19 protein-coding genes and 1 riboswitch are annotated in these 21,004 nt (G+C 37.3%); of the genes, 18 read left to right on the forward strand and 1 reads right to left on the reverse strand.

Going from position 1 to position 21,004, the window contains the following annotated elements; all coding sequences use genetic code 11:
* Position 1 precedes the first annotated feature (1 nt).
* From CEF16_RS03165 to CEF16_RS03175, 3 genes are all read left to right on the forward strand, one after another.
* Positions 2-1,084, forward strand: coding sequence for a YpbB family protein (locus CEF16_RS03165; RefSeq protein ID WP_091579558.1), 1,083 nt, complete (start codon positions 2-4; stop codon positions 1,082-1,084).
* Positions 1,056-2,540, forward strand: coding sequence for a RecQ family ATP-dependent DNA helicase (locus CEF16_RS03170; RefSeq protein WP_091579561.1), 1,485 nt, complete (start codon positions 1,056-1,058; stop codon positions 2,538-2,540). Before CEF16_RS03165 ends, CEF16_RS03170 begins: the two co-directional genes overlap by 29 nt.
* An 84-nt stretch (positions 2,541-2,624) precedes the next feature.
* Positions 2,625-2,864, forward strand: a complete 240-nt coding sequence (locus tag CEF16_RS03175; protein WP_139185880.1) for a hypothetical protein — start codon at positions 2,625-2,627, stop codon at positions 2,862-2,864.
* Between the two features lie 364 nt (positions 2,865-3,228).
* On the opposite strand, the gene CEF16_RS03185 is transcribed toward CEF16_RS03175, so the two are convergent.
* The gene (locus CEF16_RS03185) at positions 3,229-3,453 is read right to left on the reverse strand and encodes a hypothetical protein (RefSeq protein ID WP_091579569.1); all 225 of its coding nucleotides are present in this window, start codon (positions 3,451-3,453) and stop codon (positions 3,229-3,231) included.
* A 286-nt stretch (positions 3,454-3,739) separates the two neighbouring features.
* On the opposite strand from CEF16_RS03185, the gene yhfH reads away from it, so the two are divergent.
* The 15 genes from yhfH (at position 3,740) to CEF16_RS03255 (ending at position 20,955) form a co-directional block, all read left to right on the forward strand.
* Positions 3,740-3,871, forward strand: a complete 132-nt coding sequence (yhfH, locus tag CEF16_RS03190; protein WP_091579572.1) for a protein YhfH — start codon at positions 3,740-3,742, stop codon at positions 3,869-3,871.
* A 314-nt stretch (positions 3,872-4,185) separates the two neighbouring features.
* Positions 4,186-4,941: a metallophosphoesterase gene (locus tag CEF16_RS03195; RefSeq protein ID WP_091579575.1), complete on the forward strand. Its 756-nt coding sequence runs from the start codon at positions 4,186-4,188 to the stop codon at positions 4,939-4,941.
* A gap of 82 nt (positions 4,942-5,023) precedes the next feature.
* The gene (locus tag CEF16_RS03200; RefSeq protein ID WP_091579577.1) at positions 5,024-5,587 is read left to right on the forward strand and encodes an adaptor protein MecA; all 564 of its coding nucleotides are present in this window, start codon (positions 5,024-5,026) and stop codon (positions 5,585-5,587) included.
* 170 nt (positions 5,588-5,757) lie between these two features.
* Positions 5,758-6,990, forward strand: coding sequence for a Glu/Leu/Phe/Val family dehydrogenase (locus CEF16_RS03205; RefSeq protein ID WP_281259206.1), 1,233 nt, complete (start codon positions 5,758-5,760; stop codon positions 6,988-6,990).
* A 111-nt stretch (positions 6,991-7,101) separates the two neighbouring features.
* Entirely contained in the window at positions 7,102-8,109 is a 1,008-nt protein-coding gene (locus CEF16_RS03210; protein ID WP_091579583.1) for a YpdA family putative bacillithiol disulfide reductase, read from the forward strand.
* Positions 8,110-8,121: 12 nt separating this feature from the next.
* Positions 8,122-9,078, forward strand: coding sequence for an asparaginase (locus CEF16_RS03215; RefSeq protein ID WP_091579585.1), 957 nt, complete (start codon positions 8,122-8,124; stop codon positions 9,076-9,078).
* A 132-nt stretch (positions 9,079-9,210) separates the two neighbouring features.
* Positions 9,211-9,870: a glutamic-type intramembrane protease PrsW gene (prsW, locus tag CEF16_RS03220; RefSeq protein ID WP_342750462.1), complete on the forward strand. Its 660-nt coding sequence runs from the start codon at positions 9,211-9,213 to the stop codon at positions 9,868-9,870.
* A gap of 15 nt (positions 9,871-9,885) precedes the next feature.
* Positions 9,886-10,050, forward strand: a complete 165-nt coding sequence (locus CEF16_RS23560; RefSeq protein ID WP_170031545.1) for a hypothetical protein — start codon at positions 9,886-9,888, stop codon at positions 10,048-10,050.
* 63 nt (positions 10,051-10,113) lie between these two features.
* A riboswitch (SAM riboswitch) is annotated at positions 10,114-10,226 on the forward strand.
* Positions 10,227-10,326: 100 nt separating this feature from the next.
* Positions 10,327-11,430, forward strand: a complete 1,104-nt coding sequence (locus CEF16_RS03225) for a methionine biosynthesis PLP-dependent protein (RefSeq protein WP_091579588.1) — start codon at positions 10,327-10,329, stop codon at positions 11,428-11,430.
* Between the two features lie 32 nt (positions 11,431-11,462).
* The gene (locus CEF16_RS03230; RefSeq protein ID WP_091579591.1) at positions 11,463-13,289 is read left to right on the forward strand and encodes a bifunctional homocysteine S-methyltransferase/methylenetetrahydrofolate reductase; all 1,827 of its coding nucleotides are present in this window, start codon (positions 11,463-11,465) and stop codon (positions 13,287-13,289) included.
* 31 nt (positions 13,290-13,320) lie between these two features.
* Positions 13,321-16,764, forward strand: coding sequence for a methionine synthase (gene metH / locus CEF16_RS03235; RefSeq protein WP_091579594.1), 3,444 nt, complete (start codon positions 13,321-13,323; stop codon positions 16,762-16,764).
* A gap of 245 nt (positions 16,765-17,009) precedes the next feature.
* The gene (gene sleB, locus CEF16_RS03240; protein ID WP_091579597.1) at positions 17,010-17,978 is read left to right on the forward strand and encodes a spore cortex-lytic enzyme; all 969 of its coding nucleotides are present in this window, start codon (positions 17,010-17,012) and stop codon (positions 17,976-17,978) included.
* Positions 17,979-17,995: 17 nt separating this feature from the next.
* A complete protein-coding gene (gene ypeB, locus CEF16_RS03245; protein ID WP_091579599.1) occupies positions 17,996-19,354 on the forward strand; it encodes a germination protein YpeB in 1,359 nt (452 codons plus the stop codon).
* 330 nt (positions 19,355-19,684) lie between these two features.
* Positions 19,685-20,362 carry a (d)CMP kinase gene (gene cmk / locus CEF16_RS03250; protein WP_091579602.1) on the forward strand — a complete coding sequence of 226 codons (678 nt, stop codon included), beginning with the start codon at positions 19,685-19,687 and terminating at the stop codon, positions 20,360-20,362.
* Positions 20,359-20,955, forward strand: coding sequence for a lysophospholipid acyltransferase family protein (locus tag CEF16_RS03255; RefSeq protein WP_091579605.1), 597 nt, complete (start codon positions 20,359-20,361; stop codon positions 20,953-20,955). The genes cmk and CEF16_RS03255 overlap by 4 nt, the downstream gene beginning before the upstream one ends.
* Positions 20,956-21,004: the final 49 nt, after the last annotated feature.

The following is a 21,004-nucleotide window of genomic DNA, read 5'->3' on the forward strand; positions in this document are numbered from 1 at the left end:
ATTGAAAAACCTCTCCTTCCGCCATTTCCTTTTCCTTTTTTTACTAAATCGTTTTAAAGGTGATCGTACAATAAAATCTGTTTTTCACCTCTTAAATGGAAAACGGTCTTCACAAACAATACAAGATATAAAATGGTATGGTTTGACTGAATTTTTTTCGATGCTTCCCACTTGGAAACTTTCTGTTTTTGAGCAAGAGACTAAGTGGATGGAAAATCATTTGTTTATCATTAACAGTGATAATAAAGCACATATGACGAAAAAAGGGAATATAATTGTTGAAAACTATTTTAATAACTATGACTGGCCGCCACAAGTGAATGGGTGGAAATATGGACAGACTGCTGCTATTTTCTGGAAAAGACTGGCTTTACTTGTCCAGTGTTTGTCGTTTTCATTAGAAGAAAACCGTTCGTATGTACCTGTTTTTGATGACCGTGATATTCAGCAGTGGTTAAAACAAAGGTGGCCGCGAAACAAGAAGGACAAAAAAGAGATGGCTTTTCATCTGTACAATGAATTATTTATTTTGTTAGATAAAATCCCGGAAAAAGATGCTTTTTTATTTACACATAGACTTTCAGGGCATCAGCATACGGGAAAAACGATACAGCAGTTAGCCGGTTTAATGAATCAGGACCCTGATGAAAGTTATTTCCGCTTTCAAGCTACACTTCATTATTTATTAGCAAATGCACATCAAACAACCTACTTAAAGGACACTGCAGCAGGGCTGCTTCAAAAGCATGTATTAACAGACACCGCCAAAAAAACAAACATGTATTTACAAAAAGGTTTAACTATACAAGAAATAGCAGCAATAAGAGGATTGAAAAGAAGCACGATTGAGGATCATATTGTAGAGCTTGCCTCAGAAGGAACAGACTTTATAATTGACATCTATGTCTCAAATCATTTGCAAAAAGATATTATGGATACCGTTCAACGTATACGTACATATCGATTGAAATTAATAAAAGAAGCTCTAGAAAGTGAAAACGTTCATGCAGACTATTTTTCGATTCGAGTTACTTTAGCTTATTTTGGAGGAATACATGAAAATGCTCGAACATTATCTATATAAATATTTTAGTTACACCACATTCAAAGAAAAGCAGCAAGAAATTATCGAGGAAGTAATGACTAAAAGAAATGTGTTTGCAATGTTGGCTACTGGTTCGGGTAAATCCCTTTGTTATCAACTTCCTGCCTTAATTAATGAAGGGTTGACGATTGTGATTTCGCCACTATTAGCTTTAATGGAAAATCAAGTGCAGGAATTGAAACAAAAAGGAATAAAACGTACAGCTGCCTATAATAGTTTTTTATCATTTAAGGAAAAAAAATATATATTAAGTAACTTGTCTTCCTATAAAATCCTTTACATATCACCTGAGAGCATTCAACAGCATGATGTATTGTATCAACTTGCTAAACAAAACATTTCTTTGTTTGCTGTAGATGAAGCCCATTGTATTTCACAATGGGGACATGAATTTCGAACGGATTATTTGAAATTAAGCAATATACGTGACGTACTAGGAGCCCCACCTTGTTTGGCTTTAACAGCTTCTGCCGCTCCAGAAGTACAAAATGATATTCTGCAGCAATTACAACTAAAAGACCCTGTCATATTCTGTGATTCCATTGATCGTAGAAATATTTCTATAGAAGTTGTGCCAGCTAGTAATGAAGAGGAGAAGAAAAAAGTATTAATTGATTTTTTAAATGTGCTCCCTATGCCTGGAATGGTGTATGTATCAAGCAGAAAAAAAGCTGAGAAGTTATCCATTATGATAAAAGAGGAAACTGCTCTTACTGCCTTTTCATATCATGGAGGGATGACACAAGAAGATCGAAATTTAATACAGCAGCAATTTTTAGAAGGAGAAACGAATGTTATTTGTTGCACGAATGCATTTGGCATGGGAATAAACAAACCAGATATTCGGTTTGTACTTCATTACAACTATCCAAAAGACTTAGAATCATATATTCAAGAAATAGGAAGAGCAGGAAGGGATGGATTTCCAAGTACTGCGATACTTTTAAGATCGAATGAAGACAAAATTTTTCCTCGCCGATTAATTGAAAATGAGTTTCCTGCCGAAAATCAGATTAATGAAGCAAGTATAGAAATCGAAAAAAACGCACAGCAAAAATGTTCTGAACAATTTTTGATGGAAAGATGCGGATTTGAAGAAACTCATGCTCGTTTTTTTACTCATTATTGGAATGAATGGCACAATCACTCACACAAGCTAAACGAGGTCAAAGAGTACATTTTAAAGATTATTGATAAGAGAAAGGGATGGAAATTTACAAAGCTGAAACAAATGGAAGAATGGATATGGAATGATGACACATGCAGAAGAAAAAGGTTATTAGAATATTTTGGGGAGAAACAGCTGACAAAGCCGGAACAATGCTGTGGGATTTGTGGAGCAGATCCGCTAAAAAAGGAGAGACATATAAAAAAACCATCTAAAAACATGACTTGGAAAGACCGCCTGGCTTCCTTGTTTCATCAGTGCAGCTAAGCACTTAAATGGAGCTTGAAACCTGAAGATGTGTTAAAATAATAATAATAAAGCCTTTTCTATCGTACAAAAAGGGTGATGGTAATGATGAATTCTAACCGTCAAGGAGACCAGGCTGAAAGTCTTCGTAGACGAACACGTCAAAATAAGATAAGGGAAGAAAGATCCATTAACGTTTATTCGCTTCCTCCAAGAAGTGAAGTACATAAGAAGAGAAAGAAAGTTATGCTTAAATATCCGATGGTACGTCTTTTGCTTGTTTTATTTATCCTTATCGTACTGATTGCTGTATTTATTTCGATTCAAATAGGTTCGAATGTATAATAAATGTTATGAAGTAACCTGTTCTAGATGTCTCTGTCCTATAAAAATAAAATCCTGTCTGTCAAAACATGAACCAGCTACGCAAATAATATGATGTGAATATCTTTCAATCTGACCAAATGCAATGGTTGATTCTGAATGAGTACAAAAAACTTCTACAGGGATACCAAGCCGGAAATTGTAGTCAACATCTTTGTCAGTTATGAGCGAGCGGCACGTCAATTTGTTTAATAACATTGGTTCCGCCTCCTGTTTAAATGAAAGGTTACGTATAGTATAACGAAACTTGTTAGAATTTTCAAATAAATGCAAAGTTAAACCCTCTGCAAGAGAGGACTTCGGCTAGTACCGTTAGAACGCTTACTTACTGATACAAAGACTGCTTTTCCATCATCAACTTATGTAATGTGAGTTGAGTTTCTTCTGTTAATGGAGAAGATAGCAGCAGTCCGATAAAGCAAACAATCACTCCGATCCCCATTAATATAAAGGGCACTACCAAACTTTTTTTCTTTAACAATAAAAAAAGTAAAAGAAAGAATCCTCCCCCAAATAAACCAGCACCGATTAAGAATATGGTTAAGTCCACTCTCTGCTGCCTCCTTCTTTACGTTTTCCTTAATATTATAATTCAGTCTAGAAGCTATTTTCCATCATCAAAGTAAAAAGTTACGAAAACGTTCTTAATAATAAGATTCTATTATGTAACAGTTTGAAGTTGTTTCAAGGAGTTTATGTAATGACAGGTGGTTTTGTCCCGAATTATTCTTTTTGCAAAGAATAATTAGGCGAAAAATGTTCTAAAACAAGTTGACAAAATTAAATCTGTTATAATACAATAAGTGTAAGAAAAGATCGAAAGGGGAGCTTCTTAAATGAAAAAAATAACTGAATTTTTCAGAAATCTTCCGCCAAAACATTGTTCAGATTGTGGAGAAGTGATGGAAGAAATGCATGAGTCCTATATGAATCAATGCGATAAATGTTTGAGGAACACCGATATATAAAAACCTGATATTTATTATATGATAGAACGGGAAACCGTTCTTTTTTTTTACTTTAAAACTTTGTTAAAGGGTCAAAGCATAAGTAAAACTACGTCTTCCGCCATAGGACTCGGCGGCAAGCCGAGTTTTTCTAATGTGTTTTTAATAAAGAAATTTTGTGCAATTTGAACTTATCAAATGTAAAAAAATGATAAATCGTTATTAAGCTATTTTTCTAGTACATTCCATTTTATTAACCAATATTCTTATGCTATTATTTTAGCTGCTGATAATATGAAGGAGTAAAAAATAAAGATTGGGAAGGCGATTATAAAATGAAATGGTTTAAGATGTTGTTTTATCTTTTATCCTTATGGGCATTACTTATGTTTATAGAAGGAAAGCGAACAAGAATACGAAACGAAAATCTATACTTAACTCACTTACCTAAAAGCTTCTGGGATAGAAGTATTTTTTTTATCTCAGACATACATTTCCGCTGTATTCCCAATCGGTTAATAAAAAAGGTAAAAAATAAAGCAGAACTCGTTATTATTGGCGGAGACATTATGGAGGAAGATGTTCCTTTAGAGAGAGTACAGAAAAACATTAGAAAACTAAGTGAAATTGGCCAAGTTCTCTTCGTTTGGGGAAACAATGATGCAGAAACAAAAGAACGTTTACAGGTTTTACTTGAAAAAGAAAAGGTTATTACTTTAGAAAACAGTATTTACAGCTGGCAGATAAATAATGAGGTATTAAAAATTGCCGGTTTAGTGGATAAGGAACAAAGATTAAATGAAGCAGTGTTAGCTGATAAAAAAGAAAAAGGAATTCCTATATTAGCTGTACATGATCCAGCGGTATTAAATCAATTGTCAAATCCATCTGTATTTGAAGCCGTTTTGAGTGGACACACACACGGAGGACAAATACGACTAGGGCATATCGGACCGCGCGAGAAAGGCGGCTGGAAAACACGACGAGGTGTTCAGCTGTTGATAAGTAATGGATTTGGAACGACTTCTTTACCTCTCCGCTGGGGAGCACCAGCCGAATCGCATCTTATCACTTTAAAGGCAAAAGCCTAATATATCTTCACCCCTCCTTGCCGACATGAATATAGTATAGCAAGTTAAGACGGGAACAATGGCAAATTCAGGGGGATATAAAATGGAGATATACACATGGCCTGGAGATCGTTTGAAAGTTCATCTTAGCCAGCAAGAACTTTCCCAATACGGAATCGATCCATACAATGGCTTAGTTAATAATGATCGTGCCGAATTGTTTTTTTCCTCCCTTCTTTGGATGGTTTCCAACCATTTCAATATCGACCAGAATGCACAACTTGACGCAGAAATCAACGAAGGAGAAGAAGGTACCATTTATCTTATTATCAGTTTTTTTGATAAAGAGGGCAGTAAAATGAACGTATTAAACGAAACAAAAAAAAGTGATTTTATGGTCTTGTTTCGTTTTTCACGTAAAGAAGATCTGCTTGCTTTAGCGGAGCGCGCTGTGCATCACAATATAAAAGGCGGTATGTTAATCGAATGGCCCCCTTATTATTATCTTTATTTTACTTTCTATCAATCAAAACAGCCTGACTTTCTTTTACCGTTACTTGAAGAATACGGAGAAAAAGCATATGTAGACCCAGTGATTGTAAGAAAAAAAGGAAAGATACTAAAAACGGAATCGGCTCTTCAATCTTTAGCCTCTAGTAAATTATAACTTTCTTTTCCAATATTTGAGTGGAAATAATGGCAGTAATTCTTTATAGTAGTAATTGATTAGGTTCCGTAAAAAGTCAGACATCAAGCAAAATGTTTCAGAGGTGAAAAGTGATGGAGGAACATGAGAAAAAAGATCATGAACATCCTAAGAATGAGCAGCTTGAAAATATGAATGTACTTGATTCTACCCAAACAGTTATTAAAAATGCTTTAGATAAATTAGGATACCCCGAAGAAGTATTTGAACTAATGAAAGAACCAATGCGATTATTAACCGTGCGCATTCCTATACGAATGGACGATGGGTCTACTAAGGTTTTTACTGGCTACAGGGCCCAGCATAATGATGCAGTTGGACCAACCAAAGGCGGTGTCCGGTTTCATCCGGATGTTACAGAACAAGAAGTAAAAGCACTTTCAATTTGGATGTCATTAAAAGCAGGCATTGTTGACCTTCCTTACGGAGGGGGAAAAGGCGGCATTGTTTGTGATCCAAGGAAAATGTCGTTTCATGAATTAGAGCGATTGAGCCGTGGATATGTACGTGCTATAAGTCAGGTAGTAGGCCCGACTAAAGATATTCCTGCTCCTGATGTTTTTACAAATTCTCAAATAATGGCGTGGATGCTTGATGAATACAGCAGAATTCGCGAGTTTGATTCACCTGGTTTTATAACTGGAAAACCCATTGTTCTTGGAGGATCTCACGGCAGGGAATCTGCCACAGCAAAAGGCGTTACGATCTGCATCAGAGAGGCTGCAAAGAAAAAAGGGTTAAATATGAAAGGTGCAAGAATAGCTGTTCAAGGCTTTGGCAACGCAGGAAGTTTCTTGGCTAAATTTATGCACGATGCAGGAGCGAAAGTTGTTGGAATTGCAGATGCTCACGGGGCTTTATATGACGCTGATGGACTTGATATTGATTATTTACTAGATAGAAGGGATTCATTTGGAACTGTAACGAACCTTTTTAAGGATCGGCTGTCTAACCAGGAGCTGCTTGAAGTAGATTGTGATATTCTAGTGCCCGCTGCGATTGAGAACCAAATCACCGAAAAAAATGCTGAAAATATAAAAGCTGAAATAGTAGTAGAAGCTGCAAATGGACCAACGACATTAAAAGCCACAAAAATATTAGCGGACAGAGGAGTTTTATTAGTACCGGATGTGCTTGCAAGTTCAGGTGGTGTTACTGTTTCTTATTTTGAATGGGTCCAAAATAACCAAGGGTATTATTGGACAGAAGAGGAAGTAGAAACAAAGCTGGAACAAGTTATGGTTCAAGCCTTTGAAAACATATATAAACTCTCTCATGGAAGAAGAATAGACATGCGATTAGCAGCTTATATGATTGGTGTCCGTAAAATGGCCGAAGCTTCACGGTTTCGCGGCTGGATTTAACAAACATAAAAGATTTAACAAATATGCTCAGAGACTCGCCCGCTATCTCGGCGAGTTTTCTTTCATTCAACGTACAAAAGATGGAGAAATGGTTAAGGAGAGATACTTAATATGCTAGAAGAAGAGATTATCATTATCGGAGCTGGTCCTTGTGGACTAGCAGCAGGAATTGCCTTGCAAGAGAAGGGGTATAATCCGCTGCTTATAGAAAAAGCAAATATCGTACATTCTATATACAACTATCCATCTCATCAAACGTTTTTTAGTTCTAGTGAAAAATTAGAAATAGGAGACATACCTTTTTCTTCCATTGAAAGGAAACCAAAACGTCATGAAGCGCTTGTGTATTATCGGCAAGTAGCAAAGCGTCGTAAGCTGAGAATTCATTCGTATGAAAAAGTAGAGAAAGTTAACAAATCAACCGATGGATTTGATGTTTTTACGTTATCAATAAATGGAAAAGAAAAAGCTTATCATTGCAATTACATAGTAGCGGCTACTGGGTACTATGATAATCCGAATATAATGGAAATAGAGGGAGAAGGGCTTCCGCACGTTTTTCACTATTTTAAAGAAGCCCATCCTTTTTTTCAAAAAAAAGTGACAATCATTGGAGGCAAAAACTCTGCCGTTGATGCTGCACTTGCTTTAGAACAAGCAGGTGCAGAGGTCACCGTATTGTATAGAGGTAAATCATTTTCAGATGCAGTAAAACCTTGGATTCTGCCTGATTTTTATTCGCTTGTAAGACAGCAAAAAGTGGACATGGTTTATGAAGCAGATGTAAAGAAAATAACTACTCATTCTGTATATTATAAAAAAGAAGGCAAGGAACACCAAGTTGAGAGCGAATTTGTGTTTGCTATGACGGGTTATCATCCAGATCATTCATTTTTGCATAGTATGGGGGTTAAAACAGATGCTGATAGCGGACGTCCCGTATTTAATGAAGATACAATGGAATCGAATGTACAGGGGCTTTATATTGCTGGTGTATTAGCAGCAGGTAATGATGCCAATGAAATATTTATTGAGAACGGTCGTTTTCATGGCGAATATATTGCAAACTCGATAGAAAAACAAAATAAAAATCAAATAAATCGAAATGTGAACATGTAGTGAGGTGAGAGTATGAAAAGAGTGGTTTTAGTTGCTACAGGCGGTACAATTGCAAGTAAAACAAAAGAAGGTTCAGGTTTATTAGCTGCCGGAGAGCTGACAGGAGAAGAACTTGCTTCTATGTTTGATCTGCCAGACCATGTGGAATTAATCATAGACTCATTTATTCAAAAGCCAAGTATTCATTTAACTTTTGATGATTGGCTGAACTTAAGGCGAAGAATGCAAGATTATTTAAATGACAAAACGATTGACGGTGTAGTAGTAACACATGGAACAGATACATTGGAAGAAACAGCCTATTTCCTTGATATAACCCTCAACAATAAAAAGCCAATTGTTATGACCGGTTCCCAAAGGGCTCCAGAAGCATTAGGCAGTGATGCTTACATAAATATCCGCTACGCGATTTTAGCTGCATGTGCGAATGATTTAAAGGATTTAGGGACGGCCGTAGTGTTTAATGAAAGAATTTTTTCAGCAAGATACGTAAAAAAAGAACATGCATCTAATATCCAAGGATTTAATTCGTTTGGCTATGGATATATAGGTATAATTGACAATGATAAAGTAATCCTTTACCAAAAGCCGAGTAGAAGAGATTATTTAGGATTAGGAAATCAATTACCTAGAGTAGATATAGTAAAAGTTTATTTAAATGCAGACGGCAGTCATATCGATGCCTCAGTGAATAGTGGTGCAAAAGGTATTGTGTTAGAAGGCGTTGGGCGTGGGCAAGTTACTCCTAAAATGGTAAATAGTATAAAGAATGCAATCGACCATAACATTAAAGTTGTTCTTACCACTAGTGCTGAAGAAGGCCATGTTTATACGACTTATGATTATAATGGAAGTGCTTATGATTTAGAGAAAATGGGTGTGGAATTAGGAGAAGATTTAGATTCTAAAAAAGCGAGGATTAAATTAGCTGTTTCATTATCTTTAAATAATGAAAAACGTCGTCTCTAATTTAATAATTAGTTTATATAATAAAGAATAAGAGTAACATAAGAAGAGTGAAGAGGATGGATATTCTTACCCGGAACCCTTATTTTCATCGATAAAACAGCGTGTTACGATAATATAATAAGAGGGGACGGGATGAAAGTGATTGCGCTTATTATTGCAGCTTTGGCACCTGCCATTGCTCTGTTAAGTTATTTTTATTTAAGAAATGAATATGAATCAAATATTCTTTTACAAGTATTAAGAACCTTTATTATTGGCGCATTGCTTGTGTTCCCTATAATGGTTCTGCAATATGCATTAGAAGCAGAAGGTGTTTTACGTTCTGAATGGTTACATGCTTTTTTAGGAGCAGCAGGTTTAGAAGAGTTTTTTAAATGGTTTTTATTGTTTTTTACTATTTATAAATTTGTATCTTTCCATTCGCGCTATGAGGGAATTGTATATGGCGCATCGATCTCCTTAGGGTTTGCTTCGGCTGAAAATGTAATATATCTCATGGCGACTGGAATTGATTATGCAATAGGTAGAGCTCTACTTTCAGTTTCCAGCCATGCTTTATTTGGAGTAGTAATGGGGTATTATATAGGATGTGCTCAAATTGCATCAACAAAGGTAAAAAAAGTAATCTGGATGATATTCTCACTTATTGTGCCTCTTGTTTTACATGGGTTATATGATTTGATATTATTGACCGTCCATAAAAATGTAATAGTTATCATTGTACCATTTATGTTTTTCTTATGGTGGTTCGCATTGTCGAGGTCAAAAAAAGCGAATGAAAAAATGGCATAAGAAAGGATGGAAGTTATGGCTGTTCAGACTCGTTATCGTGTAATTGTCCGCTGTCCTAAATGTGGTGAAAAATATATTCTTCGAGGAAGAAACAATGAAAAAGGAGAGCTCGAAACAGGATTTAAGCGATGCGTATGCGGTAATGAAACGAATCTTCACATTGATGCAACCCCGGAATAATTTGTTATTGCAATTATGCTTTTTATCGTGTACGGTTTTACTAACAACAATTACATTTTTATATTCTTATCGAGAGAGATGGAGGGAAAGGCCCTATGAAATCTCAGCAACCAGCCACGCAATGGTCAGGTGCTAAATCCGACAGACGATATACTTACTCGTCTGAAAGATAAGATGAAGTGTACATGCCTTTATAAAGCAGGCCTTCTTCTTATCGAGAAGAAGGCTTTCCTATTAGGGAAAAAAGAATATACATAAAAAATGAGGTGCATAAAAATGAGCAGTAAACACCATATAGAAACAAACTTAGCGCAAATCGGCAATAATCAAGATGAAAAAACAGGGGCTGTTAGTGCTCCCGTGTATTTTTCAACTGCTTATCGTCATGCTGGAATTGGACAATCCACTGGATATGACTACTCTAGAACAGGCAATCCGACAAGAGAAATACTCGAAAATGCGATTGCTGCACTTGAAAACGGCAGAAAAGGATTTGCTTTAAGTTCTGGAATGGCAGCCATACAAACGCTCTTTGCTATTTTTGAAAGTGGAGATGAAATTCTTGCCTCACAAGATTTGTACGGAGGTACCTACAGGCTTTTTGAAGAAGGCTGGAAAAACTGGGGAGTAACTATACAATATGGAGATCCTCGTAATTTAGAAAATTTTGAGCGGTTGATAAACGAGAAAACCCGCGCTTTGTTTATCGAAACACCAACGAACCCATTGATGCAAGAGGCTGATATTGACGCTCTTGCTGCAATCGCAAAAGACAAGCAATTACTGCTTATCGTAGATAACACCTTTTACACTCCTGTTTTGCAGCAGCCTTTAGACAAGGGAGCTGATATAGTTATTCATAGCGCTTCTAAATACTTAGGAGGTCACAACGACGTTATTGCTGGATTAATTGTTGCTAATGATGAAAATATTTGTGAGCGAATAGGGGCTTTTCATAATGGCATGGGCACTATTTTATCACCGATGGATTCTTGGCTGCTTATGAGAGGGATGAAAACATTGTCCCTTCGTATGGAAAAACATACAAAAAATGCACAGGAAGTTGCAGACTTTTTAAATAAACACGATAAAATTGCAGATGTTCTCTATCCAGGTAAAGGTGGAATGTTATCTTTCCGCCTTCAAAATGAAGAATGGGTGAATACTCTTCTGCAGGAACTGGACTTAATAACATTTGCTGAAAGTCTTGGCGGTGTAGAAAGTTTTATGACCTATCCAGCAACCCAAACCCACGCTGATGTACCAGAAGAAGTAAGAATAGCAAACGGTGTATGTAATCGGCTGCTTCGTTTTTCTGTAGGTATTGAAAATGCTGAGGATTTAATTGCAGATTTAGACCAAGCTTTAGCTAAATTATAAGCGCGCTCTTAAAAAGAAAGGATGACAGAGTAGTGGAATTTCTTAATAAATTACAGCAAAACATGCTTGTCGGTGACGGTGCTATGGGCACCTATTTATATGATAAAGGTATTACCGGGTGTTTTGAAATGTTGAACCTGAGTAATCCAAATACAATAAAAGCTGTTCATAAGGAATATGTAAAAGCAGGTTCTGATGTTATTCAATCGAATACATATGCTGCAAACAAAATAAAACTTGAAAAATACGAACTAAGTGAAAAAACAGTAGAAATAAATAAGGCAGGAATACGTCTTGCAAAAGAAGCTGCTGGGACAGAAGCTTTTGTTTTTGGGACGATCGGAGGCATCAAAGGGGTAAAGCAGCTCGATGTCAGCAGTGAAGACATACAAAATGCTTTTAAAGAACAAGCAGAGGCTTTACTTTCAGAAAACCCTGACGGTTTAATGCTGGAAACCTTTTATGACTTAAAAGAAACAATAGATGCGGTACAATTAATTAGGAAATTGACGGATTTACCCATAATTACCCAAGTCGCATTAGGCGAGGTTGGGGTTATGCATGGAGGCACCCCGGTTAGTGAAGTATTTCAAAAGCTCAAAGAAGCGGGTGCTGACATAGTAGGGCTAAATTGCAGAATGGGCCCATATCATATCTTGCGCTCATTAGAGACCGTCCCTTTAATGAAAGACACCTATTTTTCTGCATATCCTAATGCAAGCCTGCCTGATTTAGATGATGGCAGATTTGTTTATCAATCGAACCCTGACTACTTTTACGAAAGAGCACAAGATTTAAAACAGCAAGGAGTAAGATTGATTGGAGGGTGCTGCGGAACTACTCCTGATCATATTGCAGAGATAGCTCGAGCGGTAAAAGGGACAACGCCTGTAACCGAAAAAGTAACAGTAGAGGAAACGTTAGCTGATCAACTAGTATCTTCACAAGTGCCGTCCGACACCGTTCGTCTAAACGAAAAGAAGACAAAGCCTTCTGTCATAGTGGAATTGGATCCACCTAAAAAACTAGCAACAGAAAAATTCATTCAAGGTGCTGAAGAATTATATAAGGCTGGAGCAGATGCTGTTACGATGGCTGATAACTCCTTGGCTACCCCTCGTATTGATAATTTAGCGATGGGAGCAATGGTTAAAAATAAAACGAATGCAAGACCGCTTCTTCATGTTGCTTGCCGTGACAGGAACTTAATAGGATTGCAATCTCATTTATTAGGACTGCATGCTCTTGGTATTCAAGATGTATTAGCGGTTACTGGTGACCCGACAAAAGTGGGTGATTTTCCAGGAGCAACCTCTGTATACGATGTTAATTCTTTTGATTTAATTTCTTTAATGAAGGAAATGAACGAAGGGCGTTCCTTCTCTGGTAAATCGTTAGGGGAAAAAACGTCGTTTACCGTAGCAGCAGCTTTTAATCCAAACGTAAGAAATCTCGAGCGTGCCGTGAAAAGGCTGGAGAAAAAGATAGAAGCTGGTGCTGACTATTTTATGAGTCAGCCTGTATATGGAAAAGAGCAATTTAAAGAAATTTATGAAGCGACAAAGCATTTAACTGTTCCAATATATATAGGAATAATGCCTCTTGTTAGCAGTAGAAATGCAGAATTTCTACATAATGAAGTACCAGGGATTAAATTAACAAATGAAATAAGGCAGAAAATGGGAGCATGTGGAGAAGATAAACAAAAAGCTCAAAGGGAAGGTACAGCGATAGCAAAATCACTTATAGATGAGGCTTTAAAATATTTTCATGGAGTATATCTCATTACCCCGTTTTTGCGGTATGATATAACAGCAGAATTAACGGATTATATAAGAAAATCGGCTTTACAGCGTTAGCAGCAGCTACACGAAGGAGTGGAAGACTACAATGGTTCAATTTAAAGAAAGATTGAAACAATCGATATTGTTACTAGATGGTGCAATGGGAACGATGCTTCAAAATGCAGATTTAAAGCCGGAGGATTTCGGAGGAGAGCATTTTGACGGGTGTAACGAATATCTAAATGTTACATCTCCGCATGTTATTGATCGGATACACCGCGAGTATTTAGAAGCTGGTGCTGACATTATAGAGACAAATACATTTGGGGCAACCAGTATTGTACTTGCCGATTATGATCTTGAAGACAAAGCAGAAGAGCTGAATGTAGCTGCAGCAAAGCTGGCCAAAGCAGCAGCTGATGATTATTCAACTCCGGAATTTCCAAGATACGTAGCTGGAGCGATGGGACCGACGACGAAATCATTATCTGTAACGGGAGGCACAACATTTGAAGAATTAGCAGATGCTTATGAGGAGCAAGCTGCAGGATTAATAAAAGGCGGCATAGATGTGTTCCTGTTAGAAACAAGCCAGGATATGCGTAATGTAAAAGCTGCTTATGTTGGCATTAAACGTGCAGAAGCAAGCGCGAAAACGGAATTGCCGCTTATTGTTTCAGGAACAATAGAACCGATGGGGACTACGCTGGCAGGACAAACGATTGAATCTTTTTATATTTCACTAGAACATATGAAACCTACTGTTGTCGGGTTAAATTGTGCTACGGGTCCAGAATTTATGAGGGACCACCTGCGTTCATTATCTGATTTAGCTACGACTTATGTTCATTGCTATCCAAATGCAGGATTACCTGATGAAGAAGGCCATTACCATGAATCGCCGGAATCTCTTGCATCAAAGTTAAAAACATTTGGAGAAAAAGGCTGGCTTAACATTGTAGGCGGCTGCTGCGGGACAACCCCGGAACATATTAAAGTAATGAGAGATACTTTAAAAGATTATTCTCCAAGAGTACCTGTTGAGACTCACCCGCACACTGTCTCTGGAATCGAGCCGCTTGTCTATGAAGAAGACATGAGACCGCTGTTTGTTGGGGAACGGACAAATGTCATTGGTTCTAGAAAATTTAAAAGACTTATTAACGAAGATAAATTTGAAGAAGCATCGGAAGTGGCGCGAGCACAAGTAAAAAGAGGTGCTCATGTTATTGATGTTTGTCTAGCGGACCCTGATCGTGAAGAGCTAGAGGATATGGAAAAGTTTCTGAGTTATGTAATAAACAAAGTAAAAGTACCGTTAATGATCGATTCAACAGACGCTCAGGTTATTGAAAAAGCACTAACCTATTCACAAGGAAAAGCAATCATCAATTCTATTAATTTAGAAGACGGGGAAGAACGTTTTGATGACATTATTCCAATAGTAAAACGTTTTGGAGCAGCAGTTGTGGTAGGAACCATCGATGAACAAGGGATGGCTGTTACTGCCGAAAGAAAACTTGAAATTGCTAAACGTTCACATGATTTGCTCGTTCATAAGCACGGTATGAACGCTAAAGACATCATTTTTGACCCGCTGGTATTCCCGGTTGGAACGGGAGATGAGCAATACATTGGATCCGCTGAAGCTACAGTAGAAGGAATTCGATTAATTAAGGAAAAACTCCCTGACTGCTTAACGATTTTAGGAATAAGTAACGTTTCATTTGGGCTTCCTCCGGTTGGTCGAGAAGTTCTAAATGCAGCTTTTATGTATTACTGTACCAATGCAGGTTTAGACTATGCGATTGTTAATACAGAAAAGCTCGAACGTTTTGCAAGTATTCCAGATAACGAAAAGGAAATGGCCAGAAAATTATTGTTTGAAACCTCGGATGAAACATTGGCAGAATTTACGGCTCATTATCGAGGGAAAAAAGCTGAGAAAAAGAAAGTCGAAAAGAACCTTTCTCTTGAAGATAGATTAGCTGAATATATAGTTGAAGGAACAAAAGAAGGGTTATTTGAAGATTTAGATGAAGCGTTGAAAAAATTCGATGAGCCTCTTGATATTATTAACGGTCCATTAATGAACGGAATGGACAAAGTTGGTAAATTGTTTAATAACAATGAATTGATTGTAGCGGAAGTGCTGCAAAGTGCAGAAGCGATGAAGGCGGCCGTTGCCCATCTTGAACCATACATGGAGAAAAAAGAAGATGATGATTCAGGAAAAGGGAAAATATTGCTTGCTACTGTCAAAGGTGACGTTCATGATATCGGGAAAAATTTAGTAGACATTATTTTATCAAACAACGGCTTTAAAATCGTTAATTTAGGAATCAAGGTCACCTCAAATGAACTAATTGAAGCTGTTAACAATGAAAAACCGGATGCTGTCGGTTTAAGCGGTCTGCTAGTTAAATCTGCTCAACAGATGGTACTTACAGCGCAAGACTTAAAAAACCAAGAAATCTCTATACCTGTGCTTGTAGGCGGAGCAGCTTTAACGCGCAAATTTACAGAAGAAAAAATAAGTGCAGAGTATGATGGAATGGTTCTATATGCAAAAGATGCAATGAACGGTTTAGATATAGCAAATAAACTGGCTGTACCTGAAGAACGGACCAAACTGCAGCAAGAATTGATTGAGAAACGAAAAAAACGGTTAGATAATGCGCAAAACAAAAAAGTTGTAAAAACGGTAAGCGAAGAAACACCAGCTCGTTCAGAGGTTTCAACAGAAGTGCCGGTACAAACTCCTCCAGATCTAAAAGAACATGTCCTGAAAGATTTTAGTATTGCTCATTTAGAACCGTACGTAAATTTGCAAATGCTCATAGGAAAACATTTAGGTCTGCAAGGAAAAGTCAGCCGGTTATTAAAAGAAAAAAATGATAAAGCAGTAGCATTAAAAGAAAAAGTAGATCATTTAATGAATAGAGCTAAAAAAGAAAATCTTTTAAAAGCGCACGGTATGTATAGATTTTACCCGGCTCAGTCAGATGGAAATGAGATATTCATTTATAATGATCCAGTAGAAAAGAAAGTACTCGAACGCTTTTCATTTCCAAGACAGCCTCGTGCTCCTCATTTATGTTTGGCTGATTTTATTCGTCCTGTTGGCAGTGGTGATATGGATTACGTTGGATTTTTAACTGTCACTGCTGGAGAAGGTGTAAGAGAAATGTCTGCCAAAGCGAAAGAAAACGGAGATTATTTATTTAGTCATTTGGTCCAAGCTGCTGCCTTAGAAGTGGCTGAAGGTTTTGCGGAAAAAATTCATCAAATGATGAGAGATCAGTGGGGGATTCCGGATTCGCCTGAATTGACGATGGAAGAACGTTTTTCCGCCAAATATCAGGGAATAAGGGTTTCTTTTGGTTACCCTGCTTGTCCTGACTTAAATGACCAGGCTAAATTGTTCCGATTACTCAGACCAGAAAAAATCGGTGTTCAATTAACAGATGAATATATGATGGAACCCGAAGCTTCTGTTTCTGCGATGGTATTTGCCCACCCGGAAGCAAGATACTTTAGCGTTCTGTAAAATAGCATTTTTGGCCCTTTTCGACTTGTTGTCGAAGAGGGTTTTTTTGTACTTTAGGAAATGTTTAACTTTGTTAACGGATCAAAGTATAAGTAAAACTACGTCTTCCGCCATAGGACTCGGTGGCAAGCCAAGTTTTTTAAATAAATGGCATGGAATAAATAACTCTTTATGAATAAAAAAACCAACACAGAAGAAAATAAGAGCAACCAAGTGTTGTGGAGTAAAAAGGAGGGACAACCGTAATGAAAATATATCAAATAAACCTATCGAAACTTATTTTCGTTTCCTTATGCTTTTTCATTTTCAGCTATGCCTATCCCAATACAACAGCAGAAGCCTTCACAGATCAAGTCATTCAAAAGGGTGCTACTGGTGATGATGTAGTAGAACTGCAAGCAAGGCTTCAGTATAACGGTTTTTACAACGACAATATTGATGGGGTATTTGGCTGGGGTACCTTTTGGTCTGTTAAAAATTTCCAAGAGGAATTTGGTTTAGAAACAGACGGCCTTGTTGGGGAAAAAATGAAAAGCATGCTTGAAAAATCTACCGAATACGATGAAGCATTTGTAAAAGACGCTTTAGAAAATGGCAGGAAATTTACCCATTATGGGGGTACACCAAAAGAAATTCAAAAAGGTGAGAAAGGAAGCAGAGATAAAAAAGGAAAACAACAGCCTCAAAAAGAGCAGCAGCCCCAGCAAGAACAACAGCAGGGCGGCGGCCAGCAGCGTAATGGACAGCGCAGACAAGATGGAGCAGAAACAGAGCAGCCGCAAACAGATCAAGAGCAAGTTGATGAAGATCAATCAAATGAACCTAATATTCAAAAAGCAATGAATGTACCGGAAGGTTATTCAGAAAATGATATTCAAATTATGTCAAATGCTGTTTATGGTGAAGCACGAGGAGAGCCATACGTTGGCCAGGTAGCTGTAGCTGCAGTTATTATAAATCGAATAAACAGTCCAACGTTTCCAAATACGGCGAGCGGTGTCATATTCGAACCGAGGGCATTTACTGCAGTTGCTGATGGGCAAATTTACATGGAACCTAATGAAGAAGCTCGAAAAGCTGTTCTTGATGCTTTAAATGGCCAGGATCCCTCTGAAGGATCACTATATTACTATAATCCAGTGACAGCTACATCAGGCTGGGTAGCGCAAAGGCCACAAGTGAAAACGATTGGGAAACACGTATTTGCTAAATAACGGAGGTGAATATTAATATGGTTCGTAATGTCTTAATAGCTTTACTTGTCATTGCCTTGATTGGAACAGGCTGGTGGGGAGCTAATCAAGCAAATCAAAAAGAAGCTCTGCTTGTGAATAACGAAAACAATTATCAGCGTGCTTTTCATGATTTATCTTTTCATCTTGACCAAATAGAAGATGAAGTAGGTTCTACACTAGCCATGAATTCGAGAAAACAGTTATCGAGCTCGCTTGCACAAGTCTGGCGCCTTACATCGTTGGCGCAAAGTGAGTTGGGGCAGCTGCCGCTTGGAATGATGGCTCTTAATGAAACAGAAGATTTATTGCATAAAATTGGGAATTTCAGCTATGAAACGACCATTCGTGATTTAGGCAAAGAACCTCTGTCTGAGAAAGAATACAAACAGTTGAGCAATTTCTATAAAGAGGCTGGAGAAATTAAACATGATTTAAGAAAGCTTCAAGCATCAACGTTAAAAGAAAACGCTAAATGGACAGAGGCAGAAGAAGCAATGGCCAATAACGATGAGCCAATGGACAATTCGATTGTGAATGGGTTTCATATGATTGATGACAAAGTCAAAGGCTTTTCAGAAGCAGAATTTGGCCCTGAAATGGAAGAAGGATTTGCTCCAGATTTAGATAAGAAAATTGCTGAAAATGTTAAAGGGAAAGAAATAAGTAAAAAAGAAGCAGCCAAAAAAGCGAAAAAATTTGTAGGCCTTCCCGATTCGATGAATGTTAATATTGAGGAATTAAATAAACAAGGCCTTGAATTCGAAGGGTATACGTTAACAATAGAGGAGCCTGAGGGAGAAGACGAAATTTACATGGACATGACAAAAAAAGGCGGACACCCTCTTTGGTTTTTGCAATCTAGACCAGTAGATGAACCAGAAATCAGTTTAAATAAAGCATCAAAAAAAGGTTTAGAGTTTCTAGAGAAAAATGGATTCGAAAACATGGAAATGGTGGATGGTAAGCAGTATGACACGGTAGGCGTATTTCAATTTGTATCCATGGAAAACGAAGTGAAAGTGTATCCGGATACTGTTTATTTAGAAGTAGCGCTTGATGATGGAGAAATTATTGGTTACAAAGGAGCAGAATATATAACTAATCACAAAGAACGAAAAGACCTTGATCCTTCTCTTAGTATAGAAGAGGCAAGAGATGAAATTAATCCAAAAGTAGAGGTTAGAGAAGAGGGTCTAGCTTTAATTGAAAATGAAGATGAAGAAGAAATTTTGTGTTATGAATTTTACGGTACTATTGATAAAGATACCTACAGAATTTATATCAATGCGGACAACGGAGACGAAGAAAGCGTGAAAAAGTTGGAACAAGCTGAACCTGTGTATGACACTATGTAAATCGAAGAATCATTACAATTTAAAAAAGTGAGAAAAAGAAGAGGCTCCTTGCTTCTTCTTTTTCTCACTTAAAAGAATTATTACTGTAAAGTCAAGTCAAGGGGCAAACGGCTAAAAATCTGACGCAGTACAGCGTAAATGATTGATGAATAAGAATGATTTATCAATCGATGAATCCAATTATACTTTAATGAAAAAGAATGCTTAAAGTCGGAATCGTTAGATTTGTTCATTGCTTTATGGTATGATACTCTGTGAATATATAAGTTTTAGGGAATCCAATCGCCCTTAATCATCGCAGTAATACATATCGTCTCGATGGGGTGCACTATGAAAAAAATCAACATTGCTATTGATGGACCTGCGGGTGCAGGGAAAAGTACGGTTTCAAGAAAAGTAGCCTCTGAATTGGGGTATATTTATATAGATACAGGGGCGATGTATCGTGCTTTAGCGTGGAAAGCTATTCACTCGAACGTAGATATTCAGGATGGACAAGTTCTATCTTCGATGTTAGAATCAACAAATTTGCAATTAACTTATGCAATCGATGGAAACAGGATTTTTGTTGATGATAATGAAGTCACTGACGATATACGCTCAAGTGAAGTCACAGCTTCCGTTTCTGCTGTGTCTGCACATGCAGGAGTAAGGGAAAAAATGGTAAAAAAACAACAAGATTTAGCCAGCAGCAAAGGTGCAGTTTTAGATGGAAGGGACATAGGAACAACCGTTCTTCCACAAGCCGAACTGAAAGTATTCCTGACAGCTTCTGTTGAAGAAAGAGCAAAACGCAGACATTTTGAAAATGTAGAAAAAGGGAGAAGCTCAGATTTACAAATGATTATGAATGATATTCAGTTAAGAGATGACAAAGATTCTACAAGAAAAATATCTCCTTTAATAAAAGCCGAAGATGCTGTGGAGATTGATACAACAAGTTTATCAGCAGATGAAGTGGCAGAGAGTATATGTTCATTAGCTTTAGAAAGGATTCAAAAGCAATGAGCGTATATGCAATAGGCAAAACGATATGCAAAATGTATTTGTCATTGGTTATTCGTGCAGAAGCAATTGGTCAAGAAAATATTCCAAAAGAAGGACCGGTGCTGCTTTGTTCTAATCACATTAGCAATTATGATCCTCCATTAGTAGGTTCTTTTATGAAAAGAAAGATTCACTTTATGGCAAAAGAAGAGCTTTTTAGTCAAAAGATTCTAGGATCTCTATTACCTTCTCTCGGAGCTTTTCCTGTAAAGAGAGGCGCAGGCGACCGTCAAGCTTTACGAAAAGGTTTGAGTTTATTAGAAGAAGGGAAGGTTTTATGTCTTTTTCCGGAGGGTACAAGGAGTAAAACCGGTGAAGTTGGAAAAGGGCTGTCTGGATCAGGTTTTTTCGCTCTTAGATCCGAAGCGGCTGTTGTCCCGGTTGCCGTTTTTGGAAAGTATAAACCTTTTCAAAAAGTGACTGTTGTTTACGGGAAACCGTTGAATTTTCAACAATTAAGAAATCAAAAAACAAGCGCTGCTGACGCTACTGAAGAAATTATGGATAGTATCCGTAAGTTAATGGCTCAACACCAAGCTGAAAAAAATAAATAGAGCAGAAAAAGCTGGAGTCATTTCGTTTAATGTGTTTGGTGAAATAAAT

The sequence above is a fragment of the Alteribacillus bidgolensis genome (assembly GCF_002886255.1).
GTDB classification, from domain to species: domain Bacteria; phylum Bacillota; class Bacilli; order Bacillales; family Marinococcaceae; genus Alteribacillus; species Alteribacillus bidgolensis.

Coding starts and splice junctions, on each gene's coding strand:
- CEF16_RS03215 (WP_091579585.1), top strand. CDS start 8,122: ATGAAAAGAGTGGTTTTAGTTGCTACAGGCGGTACAATTGCAAGTAAA.
- CEF16_RS03225 (WP_091579588.1), top strand. CDS start 10,327: ATGAGCAGTAAACACCATATAGAAACAAACTTAGCGCAAATCGGCAAT.
- CEF16_RS03175 (WP_139185880.1), top strand. CDS start 2,625: ATGATGAATTCTAACCGTCAAGGAGACCAGGCTGAAAGTCTTCGTAGA.
- CEF16_RS03255 (WP_091579605.1), top strand. CDS start 20,359: ATGAGCGTATATGCAATAGGCAAAACGATATGCAAAATGTATTTGTCA.
- CEF16_RS03210 (WP_091579583.1), top strand. CDS start 7,102: ATGCTAGAAGAAGAGATTATCATTATCGGAGCTGGTCCTTGTGGACTA.
- CEF16_RS03195 (WP_091579575.1), top strand. CDS start 4,186: ATGAAATGGTTTAAGATGTTGTTTTATCTTTTATCCTTATGGGCATTA.
- ypeB (WP_091579599.1), top strand. CDS start 17,996: ATGGTTCGTAATGTCTTAATAGCTTTACTTGTCATTGCCTTGATTGGA.
- CEF16_RS03200 (WP_091579577.1), top strand. CDS start 5,024: ATGGAGATATACACATGGCCTGGAGATCGTTTGAAAGTTCATCTTAGC.
- yhfH (WP_091579572.1), top strand. CDS start 3,740: ATGAAAAAAATAACTGAATTTTTCAGAAATCTTCCGCCAAAACATTGT.
- metH (WP_091579594.1), top strand. CDS start 13,321: ATGGTTCAATTTAAAGAAAGATTGAAACAATCGATATTGTTACTAGAT.
- cmk (WP_091579602.1), top strand. CDS start 19,685: ATGAAAAAAATCAACATTGCTATTGATGGACCTGCGGGTGCAGGGAAA.
- CEF16_RS03205 (WP_281259206.1), top strand. CDS start 5,758: ATGAATGTACTTGATTCTACCCAAACAGTTATTAAAAATGCTTTAGAT.
- sleB (WP_091579597.1), top strand. CDS start 17,010: ATGAAAATATATCAAATAAACCTATCGAAACTTATTTTCGTTTCCTTA.
- CEF16_RS23560 (WP_170031545.1), top strand. CDS start 9,886: ATGGCTGTTCAGACTCGTTATCGTGTAATTGTCCGCTGTCCTAAATGT.
- prsW (WP_342750462.1), top strand. CDS start 9,211: ATGAAAGTGATTGCGCTTATTATTGCAGCTTTGGCACCTGCCATTGCT.
- CEF16_RS03170 (WP_091579561.1), top strand. CDS start 1,056: ATGAAAATGCTCGAACATTATCTATATAAATATTTTAGTTACACCACA.